This is a genomic window from Streptomyces smaragdinus (genome assembly GCF_009604385.1).
GTDB lineage: Bacteria > Actinomycetota > Actinomycetes > Streptomycetales > Streptomycetaceae > Streptomyces > Streptomyces smaragdinus.
Genome location: NZ_WEGJ01000057.1, coordinates 1 through 20,679, shown reverse-complemented (window position 1 = coordinate 20,679; position 20,679 = coordinate 1). Strand labels below are relative to the sequence as shown.

General features: G+C 72.2%; 16 protein-coding genes. 7 read left to right on the top strand and 9 right to left on the bottom strand.

Annotated features, from left to right (window positions below; translation table 11 throughout):
• Nucleotides 1–52 precede the first annotated feature (52 nt).
• From SRB5_RS33515 to SRB5_RS33505, 3 genes are all read right to left on the bottom strand, one after another.
• Nucleotides 53–1,171: a PucR family transcriptional regulator gene (locus tag SRB5_RS33515; protein WP_153457279.1), complete on the bottom strand. Its 1,119-nt coding sequence runs from the start codon at nucleotides 1,169–1,171 to the stop codon at nucleotides 53–55.
• Nucleotides 1,172–1,291: 120 nt separating this feature from the next.
• Entirely contained in the window at nucleotides 1,292–2,854 is a 1,563-nt protein-coding gene (locus SRB5_RS33510) for a vWA domain-containing protein (protein WP_153457277.1), read from the bottom strand.
• 291 nt (nucleotides 2,855–3,145) lie between these two features.
• Nucleotides 3,146–4,642 carry a CoA-acylating methylmalonate-semialdehyde dehydrogenase gene (locus SRB5_RS33505; RefSeq protein ID WP_323378925.1) on the bottom strand — a complete coding sequence of 499 codons (1,497 nt, stop codon included), beginning with the start codon at nucleotides 4,640–4,642 and terminating at the stop codon, nucleotides 3,146–3,148.
• A 209-nt stretch (nucleotides 4,643–4,851) separates the two neighbouring features.
• On the opposite strand from SRB5_RS33505, the gene SRB5_RS33500 reads away from it, so the two are divergent.
• The gene (locus SRB5_RS33500; RefSeq protein WP_153457273.1) at nucleotides 4,852–5,055 is read left to right on the top strand and encodes a helix-turn-helix transcriptional regulator; all 204 of its coding nucleotides are present in this window, start codon (nucleotides 4,852–4,854) and stop codon (nucleotides 5,053–5,055) included.
• A gap of 115 nt (nucleotides 5,056–5,170) precedes the next feature.
• On the opposite strand, the gene SRB5_RS33495 is transcribed toward SRB5_RS33500, so the two are convergent.
• Nucleotides 5,171–7,396: an MMPL family transporter gene (locus tag SRB5_RS33495; protein ID WP_153457271.1), complete on the bottom strand. Its 2,226-nt coding sequence runs from the start codon at nucleotides 7,394–7,396 to the stop codon at nucleotides 5,171–5,173.
• A gap of 207 nt (nucleotides 7,397–7,603) precedes the next feature.
• Between SRB5_RS33495 and SRB5_RS33490 the strand changes: the two genes are divergently transcribed.
• The 3 genes from SRB5_RS33490 (at nucleotide 7,604) to SRB5_RS33480 (ending at nucleotide 10,910) form a co-directional block, all read left to right on the top strand.
• Complete coding sequence (locus SRB5_RS33490; RefSeq protein WP_323378924.1) at nucleotides 7,604–8,269, top strand: TetR/AcrR family transcriptional regulator; 666 nt, start codon at nucleotides 7,604–7,606, stop codon at nucleotides 8,267–8,269.
• 126 nt (nucleotides 8,270–8,395) lie between these two features.
• The gene (locus tag SRB5_RS33485; RefSeq protein ID WP_153457267.1) at nucleotides 8,396–8,614 is read left to right on the top strand and encodes a heavy-metal-associated domain-containing protein; all 219 of its coding nucleotides are present in this window, start codon (nucleotides 8,396–8,398) and stop codon (nucleotides 8,612–8,614) included.
• 103 nt (nucleotides 8,615–8,717) lie between these two features.
• On the top strand, nucleotides 8,718–10,910 hold the full coding sequence (locus SRB5_RS33480; protein ID WP_153457287.1) for a heavy metal translocating P-type ATPase: 2,193 nt from the start codon (nucleotides 8,718–8,720) through the stop codon (nucleotides 10,908–10,910).
• A gap of 383 nt (nucleotides 10,911–11,293) precedes the next feature.
• Here the strand turns inward: SRB5_RS33480 and SRB5_RS33475 are convergent, their stop codons facing one another.
• Both SRB5_RS33475 and recD2 read right to left on the bottom strand, forming a co-directional pair.
• Complete coding sequence (locus tag SRB5_RS33475; RefSeq protein ID WP_323378920.1) at nucleotides 11,294–12,583, bottom strand: citrate synthase; 1,290 nt, start codon at nucleotides 12,581–12,583, stop codon at nucleotides 11,294–11,296.
• A gap of 192 nt (nucleotides 12,584–12,775) precedes the next feature.
• Nucleotides 12,776–14,989 carry an SF1B family DNA helicase RecD2 gene (recD2, locus tag SRB5_RS33470; protein WP_153457265.1) on the bottom strand — a complete coding sequence of 738 codons (2,214 nt, stop codon included), beginning with the start codon at nucleotides 14,987–14,989 and terminating at the stop codon, nucleotides 12,776–12,778.
• A 304-nt stretch (nucleotides 14,990–15,293) separates the two neighbouring features.
• On the opposite strand from recD2, the gene SRB5_RS33465 reads away from it, so the two are divergent.
• Entirely contained in the window at nucleotides 15,294–15,905 is a 612-nt protein-coding gene (locus SRB5_RS33465) for a DUF937 domain-containing protein (protein WP_153457264.1), read from the top strand.
• Nucleotides 15,906–15,909: 4 nt separating this feature from the next.
• On the opposite strand, the gene SRB5_RS33460 is transcribed toward SRB5_RS33465, so the two are convergent.
• From SRB5_RS33460 to SRB5_RS33450, 3 genes are read right to left on the bottom strand one after another with little or no spacing between them, the layout of a single operon-like run.
• A complete protein-coding gene (locus SRB5_RS33460) occupies nucleotides 15,910–16,737 on the bottom strand; it encodes a sugar phosphate isomerase/epimerase family protein (protein ID WP_153457262.1) in 828 nt (275 codons plus the stop codon).
• Nucleotides 16,734–17,891, bottom strand: coding sequence for a dihydrodipicolinate synthase family protein (locus SRB5_RS33455; protein WP_323378918.1), 1,158 nt, complete (start codon nucleotides 17,889–17,891; stop codon nucleotides 16,734–16,736). Before SRB5_RS33455 ends, SRB5_RS33460 begins: the two co-directional genes overlap by 4 nt.
• Nucleotides 17,888–19,039, bottom strand: coding sequence for a Gfo/Idh/MocA family protein (locus tag SRB5_RS33450; RefSeq protein WP_153457261.1), 1,152 nt, complete (start codon nucleotides 19,037–19,039; stop codon nucleotides 17,888–17,890). The genes SRB5_RS33455 and SRB5_RS33450 overlap by 4 nt, the downstream gene beginning before the upstream one ends.
• A gap of 318 nt (nucleotides 19,040–19,357) precedes the next feature.
• On the opposite strand from SRB5_RS33450, the gene SRB5_RS33445 reads away from it, so the two are divergent.
• Complete coding sequence (locus SRB5_RS33445; protein WP_153457259.1) at nucleotides 19,358–20,434, top strand: LacI family DNA-binding transcriptional regulator; 1,077 nt, start codon at nucleotides 19,358–19,360, stop codon at nucleotides 20,432–20,434.
• A gap of 58 nt (nucleotides 20,435–20,492) precedes the next feature.
• Nucleotides 20,493–20,679 (top strand): hypothetical protein (locus SRB5_RS33440; RefSeq protein WP_194293111.1); only part of this gene is annotated, 187 nt, incomplete at its 3' end.

Below are 20,679 nucleotides of genomic sequence, written 5' to 3'. Positions count from 1 at the left end.
CCGGCAATCTCGGGCGGGCGTTGTCGCCCGGATACGGACGTGAAGGTGGCGCTCAGATCTCCTGGTCGGGCCAGCCCAGCAGCCGGGCCCCGAGCGCCGCCGTCTCCAGGGTGAAGCGCTGGAGGGGTTCGGAGGGGTCGTGGCCGGTGAGGGCCTTGATCCGGTCCAGCCGGTAGCTGAGGGTACGGACCGACAGGCCGAGGCGCCGGGCGGCCTCGGCGTTCACGTAGCCGGAGGCCGCGCACACCCGCAGCGTCTCCAGCAGCGGCTCCGCCCCGCCGCGGGCCTGGGTCAGGGGGCCCAGCACGTCCCGTACGAGATCGGCCATCGCCTCGCGGTCACGCATCAGCACGGGGAAGACCAGCAGCTCGGCCGCCCGCAGCACCGGTTCGGCGATCGCCAGCCGGTCGGCGGTCTCCAGCGCTCCCAGGGCCTCCTCGTACGAGCGCACCACCCCGCCCGGCCCCGCGTGCCCGCGGCCGAACGCCACTCTGCGCGCGCCCCGGTAGCCCGCCCCGGGGTGCTGGACGACGGCGCCGAAGGCCTCCAGCATCGCCTCGTCGCCGGCGCCGGCGACGCAGACGAGCCGGCCGTCCTTGGTGGTGATCAGGACGTCGTGTTCCCCGAACCGGCCCAGCAGCTCCCGCTCGATCCGCCGGACGAGGGGGTGTATCTCGTCGAACCCCGGCCCGTCCCCGACCGCGACGGCCACCGCGTGCGAGCGGCCCAGACGCAGGCCGAAGCGGGTGGCGCGCTCCGCGAGGCGGCCCGGGTCGCTGCGCCCGTACAGCAGGTCGTCGATGAACTCCCGCCGCTCGGCCTCCTCCTGGCGCACCGCGAGGCGCTGCGCCCGCTCGTGCCCCTCGCCGAACGCGGCCACCGCCGCCTCGACCGCCGCCAGCACCGCGTCGCCCGTACGGACCCGCTCGGTGGGGCCCGCGGCGTGGGAGACGCCGGGCAGGGCGGGGAGGCAGCGGCGGGTCTCGGCGAGGCACAGGCCGATGAGGTCACGCAGGGTGTGGCCAGCCTCCGCCGCGTGTTCGCCCAGGTCGCGCAGGGTGTCGAGTTCGACGCGGCGCAGCAGGCGGCCGGTGGCGGAGACCTCGGCCAGCAGCGAGGTGTAGGCGCCCAGGTACCCGGGGTGGAGTTCCTTGCCGTGCGGGCGTGTCATCGTGCTCCCCGTTGCCGTTTGCTGCCGGATCCCGGAGAGCCGGGGCCCCTCTTGGCTGCCGGATCCCGGAAAACTTCCGGGTCAGCCTATGCCAGGGCCCCGGCTCCGGGGAACGCGGCTTCAGCTCACGATCCGCACCGCGCCCGAGACGGTGTCCGCGAGCTCCTGCACCTGGCGGTCCTCCAGTTGTCCGGCGAGGATGCCGGCGCGTTCGGCGAGCTGCTGCACGGTGGGGGCGCCGGGCAGCGGGGCGGGCAGGCTGTCGCCGCGCTCGCCGGTCCCCGTGCCCTGGCGCAGGGCGTCGGCGAAGTACGCGGCGAGGGCCGTGACCTGGAGCCTCGCGTCGGCCTCGCCCCACAGGGCGCCGCGCAGCCGGGAGGCGTCGATGCCCCGGGACTGCTCGCTCGCGGCGCGGGTCCTGGGGTCGAGCCAGCGGACGGTGGCCGTCGCGACGTGGCCGGTGGCGCCGGGCTTCAGGCGGACCGCGTAGAGGGCGGTGACGGTGTGGCCGGGGCCGACCTCGCCGCCGTCGACGCTGTCGTTGCGGAAGTCCTGGTCGGCGACGGCGCGGTCGTCGTAGCCGATCAGCTTGAACTCCTCGACGGCGGACTGGTCGAAGACCACCTGGGCCTTCGCGTCGCGGGCGCGCAGGGTGACGTTGCGCGGGAGCTGGTCGACGAAGACGCGGCGGGCCTCGTCGATGTCGGAGACGTACGTGGTGTGGCCGTCGCCGCGGTTGGTGAGGCGTTCCATGAGGGCGTCGCCGTAGTCGCTGCCGACGCCCACGCCGAAGAGGGTGATGCCGTGGTCGCGGCGGGCGCCGTCGATGCGTTCGAGGATGGCGTCGGCGTCGGTCTCGCCGGTGTTGGCGAGGGCGTCGGAGAGCAGGACGACGCGGTTGGTGGCGCCGGGGCGGAGGTGCTCGACGGCTTCCGCGTAGCCCTGTTCGACGCCGGCGGCGAGGTTGGTGCTGTCGGTGGGGCGCAGTTCCTCGACGGCGGCGCGGACGCGGTCCTTGTTGCCGGGGGTGAGGCGGGTCATGGGCAACAGGGTGCGGGCCTCGTCGCTGAAGGTGACGATGGCCATCGAGTCGTCCTCGCGCAGCTCGCCGGTCGTCAGGTTCAGGGCCTCGCGGACCAGGTCCAGGCGGCCGGGTTCGGCCATCGAGCCGGAGATGTCGATGACGAAGGTGAGGGCGGCGGGGGCGCGGCGGTCGGTGCCGTAGGCGTTGGTGGCGGAGCGGGTCGCCAGGCCGACGCGCAGCAGCGTCCAGTCCTGTTCGCCGGGGGCGAGGGCGCCGTCGGTGGTGACCGAGAAGCCGTTGCCGTCGGGCTCGGGGTAGTTCTGGCGGAAGCTGTTGACGAACTCCTCCGGGCGGACGGTCCCCGGCTCCGGGAGGCTGCCGTCCTTGATGGTGCGGCGGGCGTACTGGTACGAGGCGGTGTCCACGTCCAGCGCGAACGTCGAGACCATGTCCGCGGCGACGGCGTCCTTCGACATCTCCCCCGCGGTGTCCTGGCGGGCGGTGCCGCCGCCGGGGGCGACCTGGCCGCCTTCCTGCGACTTGGGCATGTCGGCCGGCTTCGAGTCCGCGGCCTTGTCGTCGCCGCTCGAACCGGCGCCGCATCCGGCGGTGAACAGCAGCGCACCGGCGGCCACGGCGATCGCGATCCGTCTGAGCATCGGTGTGGTCCTCCCCCTCGGGTTCGTCGTCTGACGCGTATTCGACGGGCGGGGAGGCGCGGGGGACTCAGGTTTCGGGTTGCGGAACGATCTCGGTGCGGCAACAGCGTGTAACACGAGGGCGGCCGGCGCGTGGTGCGCGCCGGCCGCCCTGGGTCGGGGATGGTGGGTGCGGACCTCACGGGCGCATCGGGCACCCGGGAGGTAGCAGACATTCGCACCTGTTCCTCACCGTAGGCGACGGTGGCCGGACCCGCGAGACGAGCGGCCGGCACCGTTACCCGGCGGTGGTCAGCTGGACGTCGGGAAGCCCAGGTTCACGCCGCCGTCCGAGGGGTCGGGCCAGCGGGAGGTGACGACCTGGCCGCGGGTGTAGAAGCGGACGCCCTCCGAGCCGTAGATGTGGTGGTCGCCGAAGAGCGAGTCCTTCCAGCCTCCGAAGGAGTGGAAACCGACCGGCACCGGGATCGGCACGTTGACCCCGACCATGCCGACCTCGGCCTCGGTCTGGAAGCGCCGCGCGGCGCCGCCGTCGCGGGTGAAGATCGCCGTGCCGTTGCCCCAGGGGGAGCTGTTGATCAGCTCGACGCCCTCCTCGTACGACTCCGCCCGTACGACGCACAGCACCGGGCCGAAGATCTCGTCCCGGTAGGCGTCCATCTCCGGGGTGACCCGGTCGAGCAGGGTGAGGCCGAGCCAGTGGCCGTCCTCCAGTCCGGTGACGGTGTAGCCCGTGCCGTCGAGCGCGACCTCGGCGCCCTGCTCGCGGGCGCCGTCGACGTAGCCGGCGACTTTGTCCCGGTGCTCGCGGGTGATGAGCGGGCCCATCTCGGAGGCCGGGTCGTCACCGGGGCCGATCTTGATCTTCTCCGCGCGCTCCCGGATCCGGGCGACGAGGTCGTCGGCGATGTCACCGACGGCGACGACGGCGGAGATGGCCATGCACCGCTCGCCGGCCGAGCCGTACGCGGCGGAGACGGCGGCGTCGGCGGCGGCGTCGAGGTCGGCGTCGGGCAGCACGAGCATGTGGTTCTTGGCGCCGCCCAGGGCCTGCACCCGCTTGCCGTGCTCGACGGCGCGGCTGTGCACGTACCGGGCGATCGGGGTGGAGCCCACGAACGACACGGCGCGCACGTCGGGGTGCTCCAGCAGCCGGTCGACGGCGACCTTGTCACCGTTGACCACGTTGAAGACACCGTCGGGCAGCCCCGCCTCGGCGAGCAGCCCGGCGATCCGCAGGGACGCCGAGGGATCCTTCTCGCTGGGCTTCAGCACGAAGGTGTTGCCGCAGGCGATCGCGAGGGGGAACATCCACATCGGCACCATCGCCGGGAAGTTGAACGGCGTGATGCCCGCCACCACACCCACCGGCCGGCGGATCGTCGCCACGTCGACCCGGGTCGAGACCTCCGTGGAGAGCTCGCCCTTGAGCAGCTGCGGGATCCCGCAGGCGACCTCGACGATCTCCAGCCCCCGGGCGACCTCGCCGAGCGCGTCGCTGTGCACCTTGCCGTGCTCGGCGGTGACGAGCTCGGCGATCTCCCCGCGATGGGCGGCGAGGAGCTCGCGGAACCGGAAGAGCACCTCGGTGCGCCTGGCGAGCGAGGTCCGGCCCCAGTGCTCGTAAGCCGCCTTCGCCGCGGCGACGGCGGCGTCGACCTCCTCGACCGATGCGAAGTCGACGTGCGCGGCCTGCGCCCCGGTGGCCGGGTTGTAGACGGGCCCCTGCCGCCCGGAGGTGCCCGCCACGGCCTGGCCGCGGATCCAATGTCCAATATTCTTTGTCACGCCTCCCGGTCTAACCTGCCGTCCCCGCCGTGTCAACGGTCTCCGGTCGCGTCACGTACCGGCCCGGCTGCATCTGGAACCGCCCTCGTAACATTTGTCACCGTTACGCGGGCTCCGGGTCACAGCTGCTCCACAGCCCCTGACCCCCGCGGGGACGGCGTCGTTGAGGGATCACAGGCTGCTGATCACTCAGGCAGGAGGCACCCCCCATGGCTGACCGGAGACTGTGGTCGTACAGGGAGATCGCGGCGCACATCGGTGTCCAGACGGACACCGTGCGGTCCTACCGGAAGCACGGGCTGATGCCGCCACCGGACACGGTGGAGCACGGCAAGCCCCTCTGGTACGTCGAGACCATCCGCCGCTGGGTCGCGCAGCGACCCAGCAACCGGGGCAGACGCGGCGTCGACTGACCCGTTCCCCAGCCGTCCCGGGGGTGGATCCGCGCTCTCGGGCAACGCGGCTCCGCCCCCGGGGCCGTACCGGGGCCGCCGCCTGCGGCCGGCGTACGGCAGCAGACCTCAGCCCTCAGCCGGGTATGCCCGACAGATCGCGCTCGGGCTTCTTCTCCCGCCCCGCGTCCGCCGCCGGTCCGGACGCCGCCGGGGCGCCCTCGCTCAGGCCGAACCGGGCGTGCAGGCGGGCCAGCGGCCCCGGCGCCCACCAGGTGGCACGGCCGGTGAGCCGCAGCACCGCCGGCACCAGCAGACCGCGCACCACCATCGCGTCCATCAGCACCGCCAGGGCCAGTCCCAGCCCCAGCATCTTGGTGTTCGCGATCCGCGAGCTGCCGATCGCCACCATCACCACCGCGAGGATCACCGCCGCGGCCGTGATCAGCCCGCCGGTGCGGCTCAGGCCGAACACCACCGAGTCCCGGTGCGAACCGGTGCGGTCGTACTCCTCCTTGATCCGGGAGAGCAGGAAGACCCCGTAGTCCATGGACAGTCCGAAGGCGACGCAGAACATCAGCACCGGCAGGGTCGTCTCGACGCTGCCCGTGGGGGTGAAGCCCAGCGGTCCGGACAGATGGCCGTCCTGGAAGATCCAGACCATGGCCCCGAACATCGCCGTGAGGCTGAGCGCGTTGAGGGCGACGGCCAGCACCGGCACCAGCACGCTGCCCGTAAGGAGAAACAACAGCACCAGGGTCACGCCTATGACGAGCAGCCCGGCCCGGGGCAGGACCTCCGCGATGGCGTCCGTGGAGTCCACGAGCTCGGCGGCCCGGCCGGTGACGGAGGCGTCGAACGGCGGGGTGAGCCCGCGGATGTCCCGCACCAGCTCCCGGCTGTCCGCGTCCACCGCCTCCCCCTCGCCGGTGACCGTCAGCAGGGCCGTGCCGTCCGGGCCGCGCACCGGGACCGCCACCGAGGCGACGCCGGGCAGCCCCGCCACCTGCCGCCGGTAGTCCGCCAGCGCGGCGTCCGTCGCGCCGCCCCCGTCGACGAACACGTCGAGCGTGCCGCCGGGCGTGCCGGGGAAGCCCTCACGTATGTGCTGCTGCACCACATGCGCCTCGGCCGTCGCCGGAAGCTGCCGGTCGTCGGCCGTGCCGAACTCGACCCGCAGGAACGGCAGCCCCAGCAGCACCAGCCCCGCCGTCGTGGCCAGCGCGAACAGCGGCGCCCTGCGCATCACCGTCCGGGCCAGCCGCGCCCAGCCGCCCCCGCCCGCACCGCGCCGCGCGGGCAGCAGCCGCCAGGCGTCGACCCGCCGCCCGAGCAGCAGCAGGGCCGCCGGCAGCACGATCAGGGCGGCAGCGGCGGCCAGCAGCACCACCGCGATCCCGGCGTAGGCGAAGGAGCGCAGGAAGAACTGGGGGAAGAGCAGCATCGCGGACAGCGAGACCGCCACCGTGAGCGCGGAGAACAGCACCGTCCGGCCGGCCGTGCGCAGGGTCGTCCCGATCGCGGTCCGCGGATCGGCCCCGGCGGCGACCTCCTCACGGAAGCGGCGCACGATGAACAGCGCATAGTCGACGGCCAGGCCCAGCCCCAGCGCGGTCGTCAGATTCTGCGCGAAGACCGAGACGTCCGTGAACTGTGTGATCACGCGCAGCACGGCGTTGGTGCCGAGGACGGCGATGATCCCCACGCCCAGCGGAAGCAGGGCGGCGACCGCGCTGCCGAAGACGATCACCAGCAGGACCAGCGTCACCGGCAGGGCGATCAGCTCGGCCCGCAGCAGGTCCTCGCGGATGGTCGTCTGCAGCTCGTCCCGCACCGCCGCCTCACCGCCCAGGCGCACCTCGAGCGGGCCGTGCTGGCCGCGGAACTCCGGGGCCAGCCCCTCGTACACTTCCGCCACCCGCGACTCGTCCCCCGTGATCCGGGCGGCGACCACGGCCTCCCGGCCGTCCTTCGAGCGCAGCGCGGCGGCCTGCGGGGAGCCGGGCTCGGCCGCCCAGTACGACCCCACACCGACCACGCCGGTCCGGTCCGCGAGCCGCCCGGCGAGCGCGCGGGCCTCAGCCACCGCCGCCGGGTCGTCGACCCCGCCGGATATCCCCGTGTCGACCAGGAGCAGGAGATTCGGGCGCGAGCCCGGGAAGTGCTCGTCCAGCGACTCGCCGGCGAACGCCGACTCCGAGCCCGGGTCCTGCCACCCGCCGCCGCTGAGCCGGTCGGCGACCCCGCCGCCCCCGACCACCGCCAGCACCGTGAACAGCAGGGCCAACAGCAGCACCAGCCGCGGCCGGGCCGTCACCACCCCCGCGAATCGCCCTGTCCGCTTCCGCTCCGCCTCGGTCATCAGGCCCGCCTCCCGACGTCAGTCCGTCCGCACGAGCCCGCGGACCGCCCTCCCCAGGCAGCCGGGACCCACCGAACGCGAGCGATCGCTCGCGTTTCATGACACCAGAATTGCGAGTGAAGACTCGCATTGTCAATCACTCCTGGGGATGAATGCGAGCGGAGGCTCGTATTTGTCTTCGGGGCCGACCAGTGGGAATGTCGGAGCGTGACCGAGACCGCGGAGACCAGCAGCACCCGGCGCCCCGCGCGCCGCCGCCAGGCGCGCGGCGAGAAGCGCATCGACCAGCTGCTGCGGGCCGCCGGCCGGGTGTTCCACGAGAAGGGCTACGCGGGCGCGACGACCAACGCCATCGCCAGGGAGGCGCAGGTCTCGCCGGGCACGCTGTACCAGTTCTTCCCCAACAAGGAGGCCCTGGCCATCGAGCTGGGCCGGCGCTACAACCAGGAGCTGCGCGACGCCCACAGCGAGGCCCTGGCCCCCGGCAACGCGCTGCTGCCGCTGGACGACCTGATCGACACGGTCATCGACCCGCTGGTCGCCTTCTCCGTCGAGAACCCGGCGTTCCACACCCTGCTGGAGGGCGGCGACGCCCCCGAGGGCTACGCCCGGGAGCACGACACCGTCAGCGCCTCACTGGTCGCCTCCACCCAGGCCCTCGTACAGGCGCGCGCGCCCGAGCTGACGGACACCGAGGCCGAGCGGATCACCCAGATGACGTTCGCGATCTTCAAGGGCGGACTGGACCTGATCTCCGCCCACACCGGCGCGGCGCGCGACGCGTACACGACCCAGCTCAAGAGCGCCCTGCGCGGCTACCTCGCCCCCCTCGTCGGCACGGACGCCCTCACGCCGCGCCCCGGCGACGCCTGACCGCCACCACCGGGACACCCCCAGCGACAGCGGCCACAACTCTCCCCCCCAAAAGCTTTGCGTGATACCCCTAGGGGGTATAGTGTGAGTATCAACGGAACCGAATCGAACTTCCGAGGAGCCACCATGGCCATCACCACCGTCTACCAGGTCTCCGGCATGAGCTGCGGCCACTGCGAGAGCTCCGTCAGCTCCGAGATCTCCGAGCTCGCGGGCGTCACCTCGGTCAAGGCCGTCGCCGCCACCGGCGAGGTCACCGTGACCTCCGAGGCCGCCCTCGACGAGGCCGCCGTGCGCGCCGCCGTCGACGAGGCGGGTTACGAACTGGTCGGCCCCGCCGCCTGACGGCCCGGCCCCGCACCCACGCAGGACGTACGACGAAGGAGGAACCGTGTCCAGCCCGCCAGCCACAGCACCGGACCAGCAGGTCGAACTCGAGATCGGCGGAATGACCTGCGCCTCCTGCGCCGCGCGGATCGAGAAGAAGCTCAACCGGATGGACGGCGTGACGGCCACCGTCAACTACGCCACCGAGAAGGCCAAGGTCTCCTTCGAGGGCGGCACCGAGGTCGCCGACCTCATCGCCACCGTCGAGAAGACCGGTTACACCGCCGCCGTCCCCCAGCCCCCGGCCGCCGAAACCCCGGAGGCCGGGCAGGCGGAGGCGCGGGACGGCGGACTCGCCGCCCTGCGCCACCGGCTGCTGGTGACGGTCGCCCTGGCCGTCCCGGTCATCGCGCTGGCGATGGTGCCGGCCTGGCAGTTCGAGTACTGGCAGTGGCTGTCCCTGACGCTGGCCGCACCGGCCGTCGTCTGGGGCGGCTGGCAGTTCCACAAGGCCGCCTGGACCAACGCCCGGCACGGCGCGGCCACCATGGACACGCTGATCTCCATAGGGACGATCGCCGCACTCGGCTGGTCGGTGTGGGCGCTGTTCTGGGGAGACGCCGGCATGCCCGGCATGCGGCACGGGTTCGACCTGACCGTCTCGCGCGGCGAGGGCAGCTCGGCGATCTATCTGGAGGCGGCGGCCGGCGTCACCGCGTTCATCCTGCTCGGGCGGTATCTGGAGCAGCGTTCCAAGCGCAAGGCGGGCGCCGCCCTGAAGGCGCTGCTGGAGCTCGGGGCGAAGGACGTCGCCGTCCTGCGGGGCGGCAAGGAGGTACGGATCCCCGTCGGTCAGCTTGAGACGGGCATGCGGTTCGTCGTACGCCCCGGGGAGAAGATCGCGACCGACGGTGTGGTGCTCGAGGGGACGTCCGCCGTGGACGCCTCGATGCTCACCGGTGAGTCCGTCCCCGTCGACGTCGCCCCCGGCGACAGCGTCACGGGTGCCACGGTCAACGCCTCCGGGCGGCTCGTCGTCGAGGCCACCCGGGTCGGCTCCGACACCCAGCTGTCGCGGATGGCGCGGCTGGTGGAGGACGCGCAGAACGGCAAGGCCGAGGTGCAGCGGCTCGCGGACCGGATCTCCGCGGTCTTCGTGCCGATCGTCATCGGGCTCGCCGTGGCCACGCTCGGCTTCTGGCTGGGCAGCGGCTCCGGGCCGGCCGCGGCCTTCACGGCGGCGGTGGCCGTACTGATCATCGCCTGCCCCTGCGCGCTGGGGCTGGCCACGCCGACGGCCCTCATGGTCGGTACGGGCCGGGGCGCCCAGCTGGGCATCCTGATCCGGGGGCCGGAGGTGCTGGAGTCCACGCGGCGGGTCGACACCGTCGTCCTGGACAAGACCGGCACCGTCACCACCGGGAAGATGACCCTCCAGGAGGCCGTCACCGCGCCCGGCACGGACGAGGCGGAGCTGCTGCGCCTGGCCGGATCGCTGGAGCACGCCTCCGAGCACCCCATCGCCCGCGCCATCGCGGACGGTGCGATAGAGCGGGGCGCCTCGCTGCCGGTGCCGGAGAGCTTCGAGAACGTCGCCGGGCTCGGTGTCCAGGGCGTCGTCGACGGGCACGCGGTGCTGGTCGGCCGGGAGAAGCTGCTCGGGCAGTGGTCGATCACGCTGCCTCCCGAGCTCGCCTCCGCCAAGGCCGCCGCCGAGGCCGAGGGCCGTACGGCGGTCGCCGTGGCCTGGGACGGGGCGGCGCGCGGGGTGCTCACGGTCGCCGACGCGGTCAAGGACACCAGCGCGGAGGCCATCGGACAGCTGCGGGCGCTGGGGCTCACGCCGGTGCTGCTCACGGGGGACAACGAGACCGTGGCGCGGTCGGTGGCCCGTACGGTCGGCATCGACGAGGTGCACGCGGAGGTGCTGCCGGAGGACAAGGTCTCCGTCGTGAAGGCCTTGCAGGAGCAGGGGCGTACGGTCGCGATGGTCGGCGACGGGGTCAACGACGCCGCCGCGCTGGCCACGGCCGATCTGGGCCTGGCGATGGGAACCGGGACCGACGCCGCCATCGAGGCCGGGGACCTGACGCTGGTACGGGGGGACCTGCGGGTGGCGGCCGACGCGATCCGGCTGTCGCGGCGGACGCTCGGCACCATCAAGGGGAACCTGTTCTGGGCGTTCGGGTACAACGTCGCGGCGCTGCCGCTGGCCGCCGCGGGGCTGCTGAGCCCGATGCTGGCGGGGGCGGCGATGGCGTTCTCGTCGGTGTTCGTGGTGATGAACAGCCTGCGGCTGCGGACGTTCCGCTGACACGCGGGGCGCGGGGGCGGGGTTCTCCGGAGGGCGACCGCGGTCGCGCACCGGAGGACCCCGCCCCCGTTCACGAGCCGGACCACCCCAGGCGATGTGACCCACGATGTGACCCACATCACACAAATCGGAGGGTAACCCTTTCGCGGGTTCGCGAGTCTAAGGGGGTGATGCCGACACCCGGCGGAGTCGGCATGGTGTCCGGGATACATGGAGTGCGGGGAGCTTGAGCGGCCCTCCCGTTCGTCCACGTCTCCCGACAGTGGGAAAGACGCCCGGCCTGGACCCCGTGGGGGGAGTCTGGGCCGGGAAGTCGAAGCGCCCCGGCCGATCCGTGGGGGGATCGGCACGGGGCGCCTTCGGTTGTACGGGGAGAAGCGGGGTCAGCGCTCCTCGACCGGGACGAAGTCCCGCAGGACCTCGCCGGTGTAGATCTGGCGCGGGCGGCCGATACGGGAGCCCGGCTCCTTGATCATCTCGTGCCACTGGGCGACCCAGCCGGGCAGCCGGCCGAGGGCGAACAGGACCGTGAACATCTCGGTCGGGAAGCCCATCGCCCGGTAGATCAGACCGGTGTAGAAGTCGACGTTCGGGTAGAGGTTGCGCGAGACGAAGTAGTCGTCGGAGAGCGCGTGCTCCTCCAGCTTCAGCGCGATGTCCAGCAGCTCGTCGGACTTGCCGAGCGCGGACAGGACGTCGTGCGCCGCCGCCTTGATGATCTTCGCGCGCGGGTCGAAGCTCTTGTAGACCCGGTGGCCGAAGCCCATCAGCCGGACGCCGTCCTCCTTGTTCTTCACCTTGCGGATGAAGGAGTCGACGTCGCCGCCGTTGCCCTTGATGCCCTCGAGCATCTCCAGCACCGACTGGTTGGCGCCGCCGTGCAGCGGGCCCCACAGGGCGCTGATGCCGGCGGAGATCGAGGCGAACAGGTTGGCCTGCGAGGAGCCGACGAGCCGCACCGTGGACGTGGAGCAGTTCTGCTCGTGGTCGGCGTGCAGGATCAGCAGCTTGTCCAGCGCGGAGACCACGACCGGGTCCAGCTCGTACTCGGCGGCCGGCACCGAGAACGTCATGCGCAGGAAGTTCTCGACGTAGCCCAGGTCGTTGCGCGGGTAGACCACCGGCTGGCCGACGGACTTCTTGTACGCGTAGGCCGCGATCGTCGGCAGCTTCGCCAGCAGCCGGATCGTCGACAGATGGCGCTGGCCCTCGTCGAACGGGTTGTGGCTGTCCTGGTAGAACGTGGACAGCGCGCTGACCACCGACGACAGCATGGCCATCGGGTGCGCGTCGCGGGGGAAGCCGTCGTAGAAGCGCTTCACGTCCTCGTGCAGCAGCGTGTGCCGGGTGATCTCGTCCCGGAACACGGAGAGCTCGTCGACCTTGGGGAGCTCACCGTTGATCAGGAGGTAGGCGACCTCCAGGAACGTGCTGCGCTCGGCCAGCTGCTCGATCGGGTACCCGCGGTAGCGCAGGATGCCCTGCTCACCGTCCAGGTAGGTGATCGCGGACTTGTACGCCGCGGTGTTGCCGTAGCCGGAGTCCAGGGTTACCAGACCGGTCTGGGCGCGGAGCTTGCCGATGTCGACGCCCGTGTCACCGACCGTGCTGTCGACGATCGGGTAGGTGTATTCGCCGTCCCCGTACCGAAGTACTACAGAGTTGTCGCTCACGTCTTTCCTCACCCGACGTATCGTGCCTCTTCATTGAGGTGCAGTTGGAGGTCCATCCTGTGCCCTGACTAACCTCCAGCTTCCCCCATCCGTGCGACTTTCGTGCACTCGGGGTCAGCCGAGGGTTCAAGATACGGCACTCCGTGCCACCCACGGACCATGGTTCCGCCATCCGGAACCGGGAGCGGGGCCTCAGCCGCGGCGCAGCCGGTGATCCAGCGCCGTACCTCGGCGACCTGCGGAGACGGTCCGTACGGCCTGCCCCAGGGCCTTGCGCGAGCCCACCAGGACGACGAGCTTCTTCGCCCTGGTCACAGCGGTGTAGAGCAGATTGCGCTGGAGCATCGTCCAAGCCCCGGTGGTGACAGGGATCACCACCGCCGGATACTCGCTGCCCTGCGAACGGTGGATCGTCACGGCATAGGCGTGCGCCAGTTCGTCCAGCTCGTCGAAGTCGTACGGCACCTCCTCGTCCTCGTCGGTGAGCACGGTGAGCCGCTGCTCGACGGGGTCGAGGGCGGTCACCACCCCCAGCGTGCCGTTGAAAACTCCGTTCCGCCCCTTTTCGTAGTTGTTCCTGATCTGAGTGATCTTGTCGCCGACGCGGAAGATCCGGCCGCCGAACCGCCTCTCCGCCAGGCCCTCGCGGGGCGGGGTGATCGCCTGCTGGAGCAGCCCGTTCAGCATGCCCGCGCCCGCCGGACCGCGGTGCATGGGGGCGAGAACCTGCACGTCACGGCGGGGATCGAGGCCGAAGCGCTGGGGGATGCGGCGGGCCGCCACATCGACCGTGAGCCGGCCGGCCTCCTCCGTGTCGTCCTCGACGAAGAGGAAGAAGTCGCTCATCCCCTGGGTGAGCGGATGCTGTCCCTCGTTGATCCGGTGGGCGTTGGTGACCACGCCGGACTGCTGGGCCTGACGGAAGATCCGGGTGAGCCGGACGGAGGGCACCGGGCTGCCGTCGGCAAGCAGATCGCGCAGCACCTCGCCGGCCCCGACGGACGGCAACTGGTCCACGTCGCCGACGAGCAGCAGGTGCGCGCCCGGCGGGATGGCCTTGACCAGCTTGTTCGCCAGGAGAAGATCGAGCATCGAGGCCTCGTCGACGACGACCAGATCCGCCTCCAGCGGCCGGTCCCGGTCGTACGCGGCGTCCCCGCCGGGCTTCAGCTCCAGCAGCCGGTGCACCGTGGACGCCTCCGCGCCGGTGAGCTCCGCGAGCCGCTTCGCGGCGCGGCCCGTGGGCGCCGCCATCACCACCCGGGCCCGCTTGGCCCGCGCCAGCTCGACCACCGAGCGGACGGTGAACGACTTGCCGCAGCCGGGGCCGCCGGTGAGCACCGCCACCTTTTCGGTGAGGGCCAGACGCACGGCGTCGCGCTGCTCGGGGGCGAGGTCGGCGCCGGTCTTCGTCTGCAGCCAGGCCAGGGCCTTGCTCCAGTCGACGTCCCGGAACACGGGCAGCCGGTCCTCCCCCGTCCGCAGCAGAGCGAGCAGCTGTCCGGCGAGGGAGCGCTCGGCGCGGTGGAACGGCACCAGATAGACCGCCGTGACCGGCTCCCCCTCCGGGCCGGGCACCTGTTCCTTCACCACCCCCTCCTCCGCCGCGAGCTCCGCCAGACAGTCGATGACCAGGCCCGTGTCGACCTGCAGCAGCTTCACCGCGTCGGCGATCAGCCGCTGCTCGGGGAGGAAGCAGTGACCCTGGTCGCTGGACTGCGACAGGGCGTACTGCAGTCCGGCCTTCACCCGCTCGGGGCTGTCGTGCGGGATGCCGACGGCCTGGGCGATCCGGTCGGCGGTGAGGAAGCCGATGCCCCAGACGTCGGCCGCCAGGCGGTACGGCTCGTTCTTCGTCACGGAGATGGAGGCGTCGCCGTACTTCTTGTAGATCCGCACCGCGATGGACGTGGAGACGCCGACGCCCTGGAGGAAGACCATGACCTCCTTGATGGCCTTCTGCTCCTCCCAGGCGGCGGCGATCAGCTTGGTGCGCTTGGGGCCGAGGCCGGGGACCTCGACGAGACGGCCCGGGTCCTGCTCGATGACATCCAGGGTGTCCACCCCGAAGTGCTCGGTGATGCGGTCGGCGATGCGCGGGCCGATGCCCTTGATCAGGCCGGAGCCCAGATAGCGGCGGATGCCCTGGATCGTGGCGGGGAGCACCGTCGTGTAGTTCTCCACCGTGAACTGCTTGCCGTACTGCGGGTGCGAGCCCCAGCGGCCCTCCATCCGCAGCGACTCGCCGGGCTGGGCGCCGAGCAGCGAGCCGACGACCGTGAGCAGATCGCCGGCGCCGCGGCCGGTGTCGACGCGGGCGACGGTGTAGCCGTTCTCCTCGTTGGCGTACGTGATCCGCTCGAGGACTCCCTCGAGGACGGCAAGGCGGACGGCGGGCTGTGACATACCACGACGCTACCGAACGGCGCCGACAGCCCGTTCAGTTGTCCACAGGTCAGGTTTTCCACAGGCCGGCACCCCGCGCGGAAAAGTCAAGGAGCCCGGTCGCAATCGACCGGGCCCCTTCACGATCCCCCTCCATCAGCCTTCCCGCACCCCCCTGGCACACCCCCCGGGAAGCCTGACGTCCTATACGACCGCGGTGAGCGGTCGAGGGTTGCACCGAATCCGCAAGTTATCCATCCGTAACAAAAATTGGGCACAGGATGCCCGACATGCCGGGTTGATCCCGAAGCCTTAGCGTGGAGGCATGAGCAACAAAGCGGTGCACAAAGCGGTGCTCGACCAGCTGGGCAGCGAGCAGGTGACCCGGCTCGCCGAAGAGCTCGGGACCAGCGACCACACGGTGAAGAAGCTGGTCGATGAAACCATCGCCAGCCTGTCGGGAACCCTGGCCGAGGAGGCGCGCACCCCGCAGGGCGCCCGGCATGTCGCCGAGGCGTTCAACGAGGTGCCGGCCGACGGCAGCGCGGTCCCCGTCGACGTCAGCCCGCTGACCGGCCCCGCGCCCGGCACCCCCGGCACGCAGATGCCCGCCGGAGCCCGCGGCTTCATGGGCGCCGGCATGCTGGGCAGCAGCATCGTGGGCTCCCTGCTGGCCCGGGTGACGCTACCGGTGGCCCGCACCGTGGCGGCTCGTACGGGGCTGCCCGTGGCGCAGGTGTCGAACGCGATGAAGATCGTGCTGCCGCTGGCGATCACGGCGCTGTCGCAGCTCGCGAAGAAGAAAAACGTCAAGGCCAGCGGCCTGTCGGACTATCTCGACGCGGAACAGCGGCAGACCCGGCAGCCCAGCGGTCTCCTCGGCTCCCTGAGCCGGCTGTTCGGCGGCGGGAACACCGCCAAGCACCGGGCCGCGTAAGCCGTCACAGCACCTCCCGGAACCTCCGCAGGGTCTCCGCCAGCACCTCCGTGCCGTCGCGCTCCCACAGACGGGGGTTGAAGATCTCCACCTCGACCGGCCCGTCGTAGCCGGCCGCGTCGACCCGCTCGCAAAACCAGCGGAAGTTCACCGACCCGTCCCCGAGTTGCCCCCGGCCCAGCAGGACGCCCTCGGGGAGCGGCGTCACCCAGTCCGCCAGCTGGAACGCGGCGATCCGCCCGCCCGCGCCCGCCCGCGCGATCCCGTCGGCGACCGTGTCGTCCCACCACAGGTGGTACGTGTCGACGACCACCCCGACGTCCGCCGCGTCGAACCGCTCCGCCAGCTCCAGCGCCTGCGCCAGCGTCGAGACCACGCACCGGTCCGCCGCGTACATCGGGTGCAGCGGTTCGATCGCCAGCCGTACGCCCCTCTCGCGGGCGTACGGGGCCAGCTCCGCCAGCGCGTCGGCGATCCGTTCGCGGGCGCCGGCGAGATCGCGGCTTCCCGCCGGCAGGCCCCCGGAAACCAGCACCAGCGTGTCGGTGCCGAGGGCCGCCGCCTCGTCGATCGCGCGCCGGTTGTCGTCGAGGGCGGCCGTGCGCTCCGGCCCGGGGAAAGCGGTGAAGAAACCGCCCCGGCACAGGCTCGTGACGGTCAGCCCCGCCGCGCGCATCAGCTTCGCCGCCGCCTCCACCCCGTACTCCTGCACGGGCGCGCGCCACAGGCCGACGCCCCGTACACCGGCCGTCTCGCAGCCGGCGGCCAGCTCGGGGAGGGACCACTGCCTGAGGGTCTCCTGGTTGAGGCTGAACCGTGCGACATCCGTCATCGCGTCACCCCGTACACGTCGAGAAGGGACCCCATCCGGTGTTCGGCGAGGGCGGGATCGGGGAACAGGCCGATTCGGTCGGCGAGTTCGTACGCCTTCGCCAGATGCGGGAGGGAGCGCGCGGACTGCAGTCCGCCGACCATCGTGAAGTGCGACTGGTGCCCCGCCAGCCAGGCGAGGAAGACGACACCCGTCTTGTAGAAGCGCGTCGGGGCCTCGAAGAGGTGCCGGGAGAGTTCGACCGTCGGATCGAGCACCTTCCGGAAGCCCGCCGCGTCCCCCGTGTCGAGCACCCGTACCGCCTCGGCGGCCAGTGGTCCCAGGGGGTCGAAGATGCCCAGCAGGGCGTGGCTGAAGCCCTTCTCGTCCCCCGCGATCAGCTCCGGGTAGTTGAAGTCGTCGCCCGTGTAGCAGCGCACCCCGTCCGGCAGCCGACGGCGCAGCGCGATCTCGCGGCCGGCGTCCAGCAGGGAGACCTTCACCCCGTCGACCTTGTCCGGATGTGCGGCGATCACCTCGAGGAACGTGTCCGTGGCGGCGTCCAGGTCCGTGCTCCCCCAGTAGCCCCGCAGCGCCGGGTCGAACATGTCGCCGAGCCAGTGGAGGATCACCGGCTCCCGTGCCTGGCGCAGCAGCGAGCCGTAGACGTCGAGATAGTCCCCGGGGCCGCGGGCCGCCGCCGCGAGGGCCCGCGACGCCATGAGGATCACCTGCGCGCCCGCCCCCTCCACCAGCGCGAGCTGGTCCTGGTACGCGGCCCGGACCTCGCCGGGGGTGTGCGCGCCGGGCGCCAGCTGGTCCGTGCCGGCGCCGCACGCGATCCGCCCGCCCACCGCGCGCGCCTCCGCCGCCGAGCGCCGCACCAGCTCCGCGGCCCCCGCCCAGTCCAGGCCCATGCCCCGCTGGGCGGTGTCCATGGCCTCCGCGACGCCGAGCCCGTACGACCACAGGTGCCGGCGGAAGGCCAGCGTCGCGTCCCAGTCGACGGCGGCCGGGCCGTCGGGGGTGGTGTCCGCGCACGGGTCCGCGACGACGTGCGCCGCCGCGAACACCACGCGCGACGCGAGCGGCGCCCCGCCGGGCGCGGGGGCGCGGACGTCGGCGCGCGGCTCGTACACCCGCAGCCCCCCGCTGCCGTCCGGCAGCCGGATCACAGGGCCAGCTCCGGCACGTCGAGCCGGCGGCCCTCGGCCGCGGCCCTCAGGCCCAGCTCGGCGAGCTGTACGCCGCGGGCGCCGGCCAGCAGGTCCCAGTGGTACGGCTCGTCCAGCGCGACGTGCCGCAGGAACAGCTCCCACTGCGCGCGGAAGCCGTTGGCGAACTCGCCGTTGTCCGGCACCGGCTGCCACTGGTCGCGGAAGGACTCGGTGGCCGGCTGGTCCGGGTTCCACACCGGCTTCGGGGTCGCCGAACGGTGCTGGACGCGGCATTCGCGCAGGCCCGCGACCGCGGAGCCCTCGGTGCCGTCGACCTGGAACTCCACCAGCTCGTCACGGTTGACGCGGACCGCCCAGGAGGAGTTGATCTGCGCCACGACACCCCCCTCGAGGCCGAAGATCCCGTACGCGGCGTCGTCGGCGGTCGCCTCGTACGCCTTGCCCTTCTCGTCCCAGCGGCGCGGGATGTGCGTGGTGACGTGTGCCTGTACCGTCTCCACCCGGCCGAAAAGCTCGTGCAGGATGTACTCCCAGTGCGGGAACATGTCCAGCACCACGCCGCCGCCGTCCTGCGCGCGGTAGTTCCAGCTCGGGCGCTGGGCGGGCTGCCAGTCGCCTTCGAAGACCCAGTAGCCGAACTCGCCGCGCACGGACAGGATCCGGCCGAAGAAGCCCCCGTCGATCAGCCGCTTCAGCTTCAGCAGGCCCGGCAGGAAGAGCTTGTCCTGCACCACGCCGTGCTTGACGCCCCTGTCGCGGGCCAGCCGGGCGAGTTCGAGGGCGCCGCGGGCGGAGGTGGCAGTGGGCTTCTCGGTGTAGATGTGCTTGCCGGCCGCGATCGCCCGGGTGATGGCGTCCTCGCGGGCGAGGGTGACCTGCGCGTCGAAGTAGACGTCGACCGACGGGTCGGCGAGGACGGCGTCGAGGTCGGTCGAGACGTGCTCCAGTCCGTGCCTGTCCGCCAGCGTCTTCAGCGCGTGCTCTCGGCGGCCCACCAGCACCGGTTCCGGCCACAGGACGTCGCCGTCGCCGAGGTCGAGGCCGCCTTCGTCGCGGATCGCCAGCAGGGAGCGGACCAGGTGCTGGCGGTAGCCCATACGGCCGGTGACGCCGTTCATGGCTATGCGCACGGTCTTGCGTGCCATCTGCCCTCCCGGGCTGAGGTCTGGGGAGTGGGAGCGTGATAGAAAGCGCTTGCTACCGGAAATTAGCGGTCGGGCGGCGACCGCGCAAGAGGCCGCTGGGGGGCGGCCGGAAGGGCGTCGGGCGGCAGTCGGGGGATCCGACGGAATTTCCGGTTGATTTCGAAGTGTCTCCCGAAGGTCTTACGGAGCGCGCGCGGAAGCACCGGACAGGCGCGCGGTTGGGCGTACGCGCCGTCCGCGTAGGCCGTACGGCTCTTCCCCCGCTTCCGTTCAACCGTGGGAAGCTACGGGCTACTGGCAGAGGGGAGCCGTACGGCAATGGCAGTGACACTGGCGGACGTGGCCGCGCGCGCCCACGTCTCCGCGGCGACGGTCTCGCGGGTACTGAGCGGCAATTACCCGGTGGCCGAGGAGACCAGAGCCCGCGTGATGCGGGCCGTCGACGAACTCGACTACGTCGTCAACGGGCCGGCGAGCGCGCTGGCCGCGGCCACGTCCGACCTGGTCGGCGTGCTCGTCAACGACGTCGCCGACCCGTTCTTCGGCATCATGGCCAGCGCCGTGCAGGCCGAGCTCGGCGGCAGCAAACTCGCCGTCGTCTGCAACACCGGCGGCTCCCCCGAGCGCGAGCTCACCTACCTCACGCTGCTGCTGCGCCAGCGCGCCGCCGCCGTCGTCATCACCGGCTCCGCCGTCGACGCCGAGGAGCACACCTCCGCCGTCGCCTCCCGCATCCGCCGCCTCGCGGCCAACGGCACGCGGGTCGTCCTCTGCGGGCGCCCCTCCACCGCCGCCCCCGAGGGCACGGCGGTGGCCCTGGAGTTCGACAACCGGGGCGGGGGGCGGGCGCTCACGGAGCACCTCATCTCCCTGGGTCACCGCCGGATCGGGTACGTCGCCGGCCCCGCGGACCGTACGACGACGCGGCACCGTCTCGACGGTCACCTCGCCGCGCTTTCCGCGGCGGAGCTCGCGGGGGACGCGTCCCGGCTCACCGTCCACGGTCCGTACGACCGGTCGTCCGGTTACGCGGGGGCGTTGGCGTTGCTCGACCGGGAGCCGTCCCTGACCGCCCTCGTCGGGGCGAACGACACGGTGGCGCTGGGGATCTGCGCGGCGCTGCGGTCCCGGGGGCTGCGGATTCCGGAGGATGTGTCCGTCACCGGGTTCGACGATCTGCCGTTCAGCTCTGACATGCAGCCGGGGCTGACGACCGTGCGGTTGCCTTTGCAGGCAGCCGGGCGGCGGGCGGGGCGGCTTGCGCTCGGGCATGAGGCTGCGCCTGTCGGCGGGGTGGAGCGGATCGCGTTCACGGTGGTGGAGAGGGGGAGCACGGCGGAGCCTCCGTCGCGCGGCGGTGTGCCTCGGTCTTCGGCTGCCGGTTGCGTCGGCTGACGCGCATCCGGCCTTCGGCCGGAGGCCTCAAACGCCGGCCGGGCTGAGGGTGGGTGTCTTGGCCTCGGGGTCGGTGCCTGGTCTGCCGGGGTGCGCCTGCTTCGGTCTGTGGGTCGGGGTCATCGGCTACAGCGTCGCCCGGGAGGGGGGCTCGCCGGTCTCTACGGCCATCGGCCGCGGCAGCGTCGTGTTCTTCAGCGCCATGACGCTGTTCATCGCGCTGCTGGCCGTGCTGGTCCCGGCCG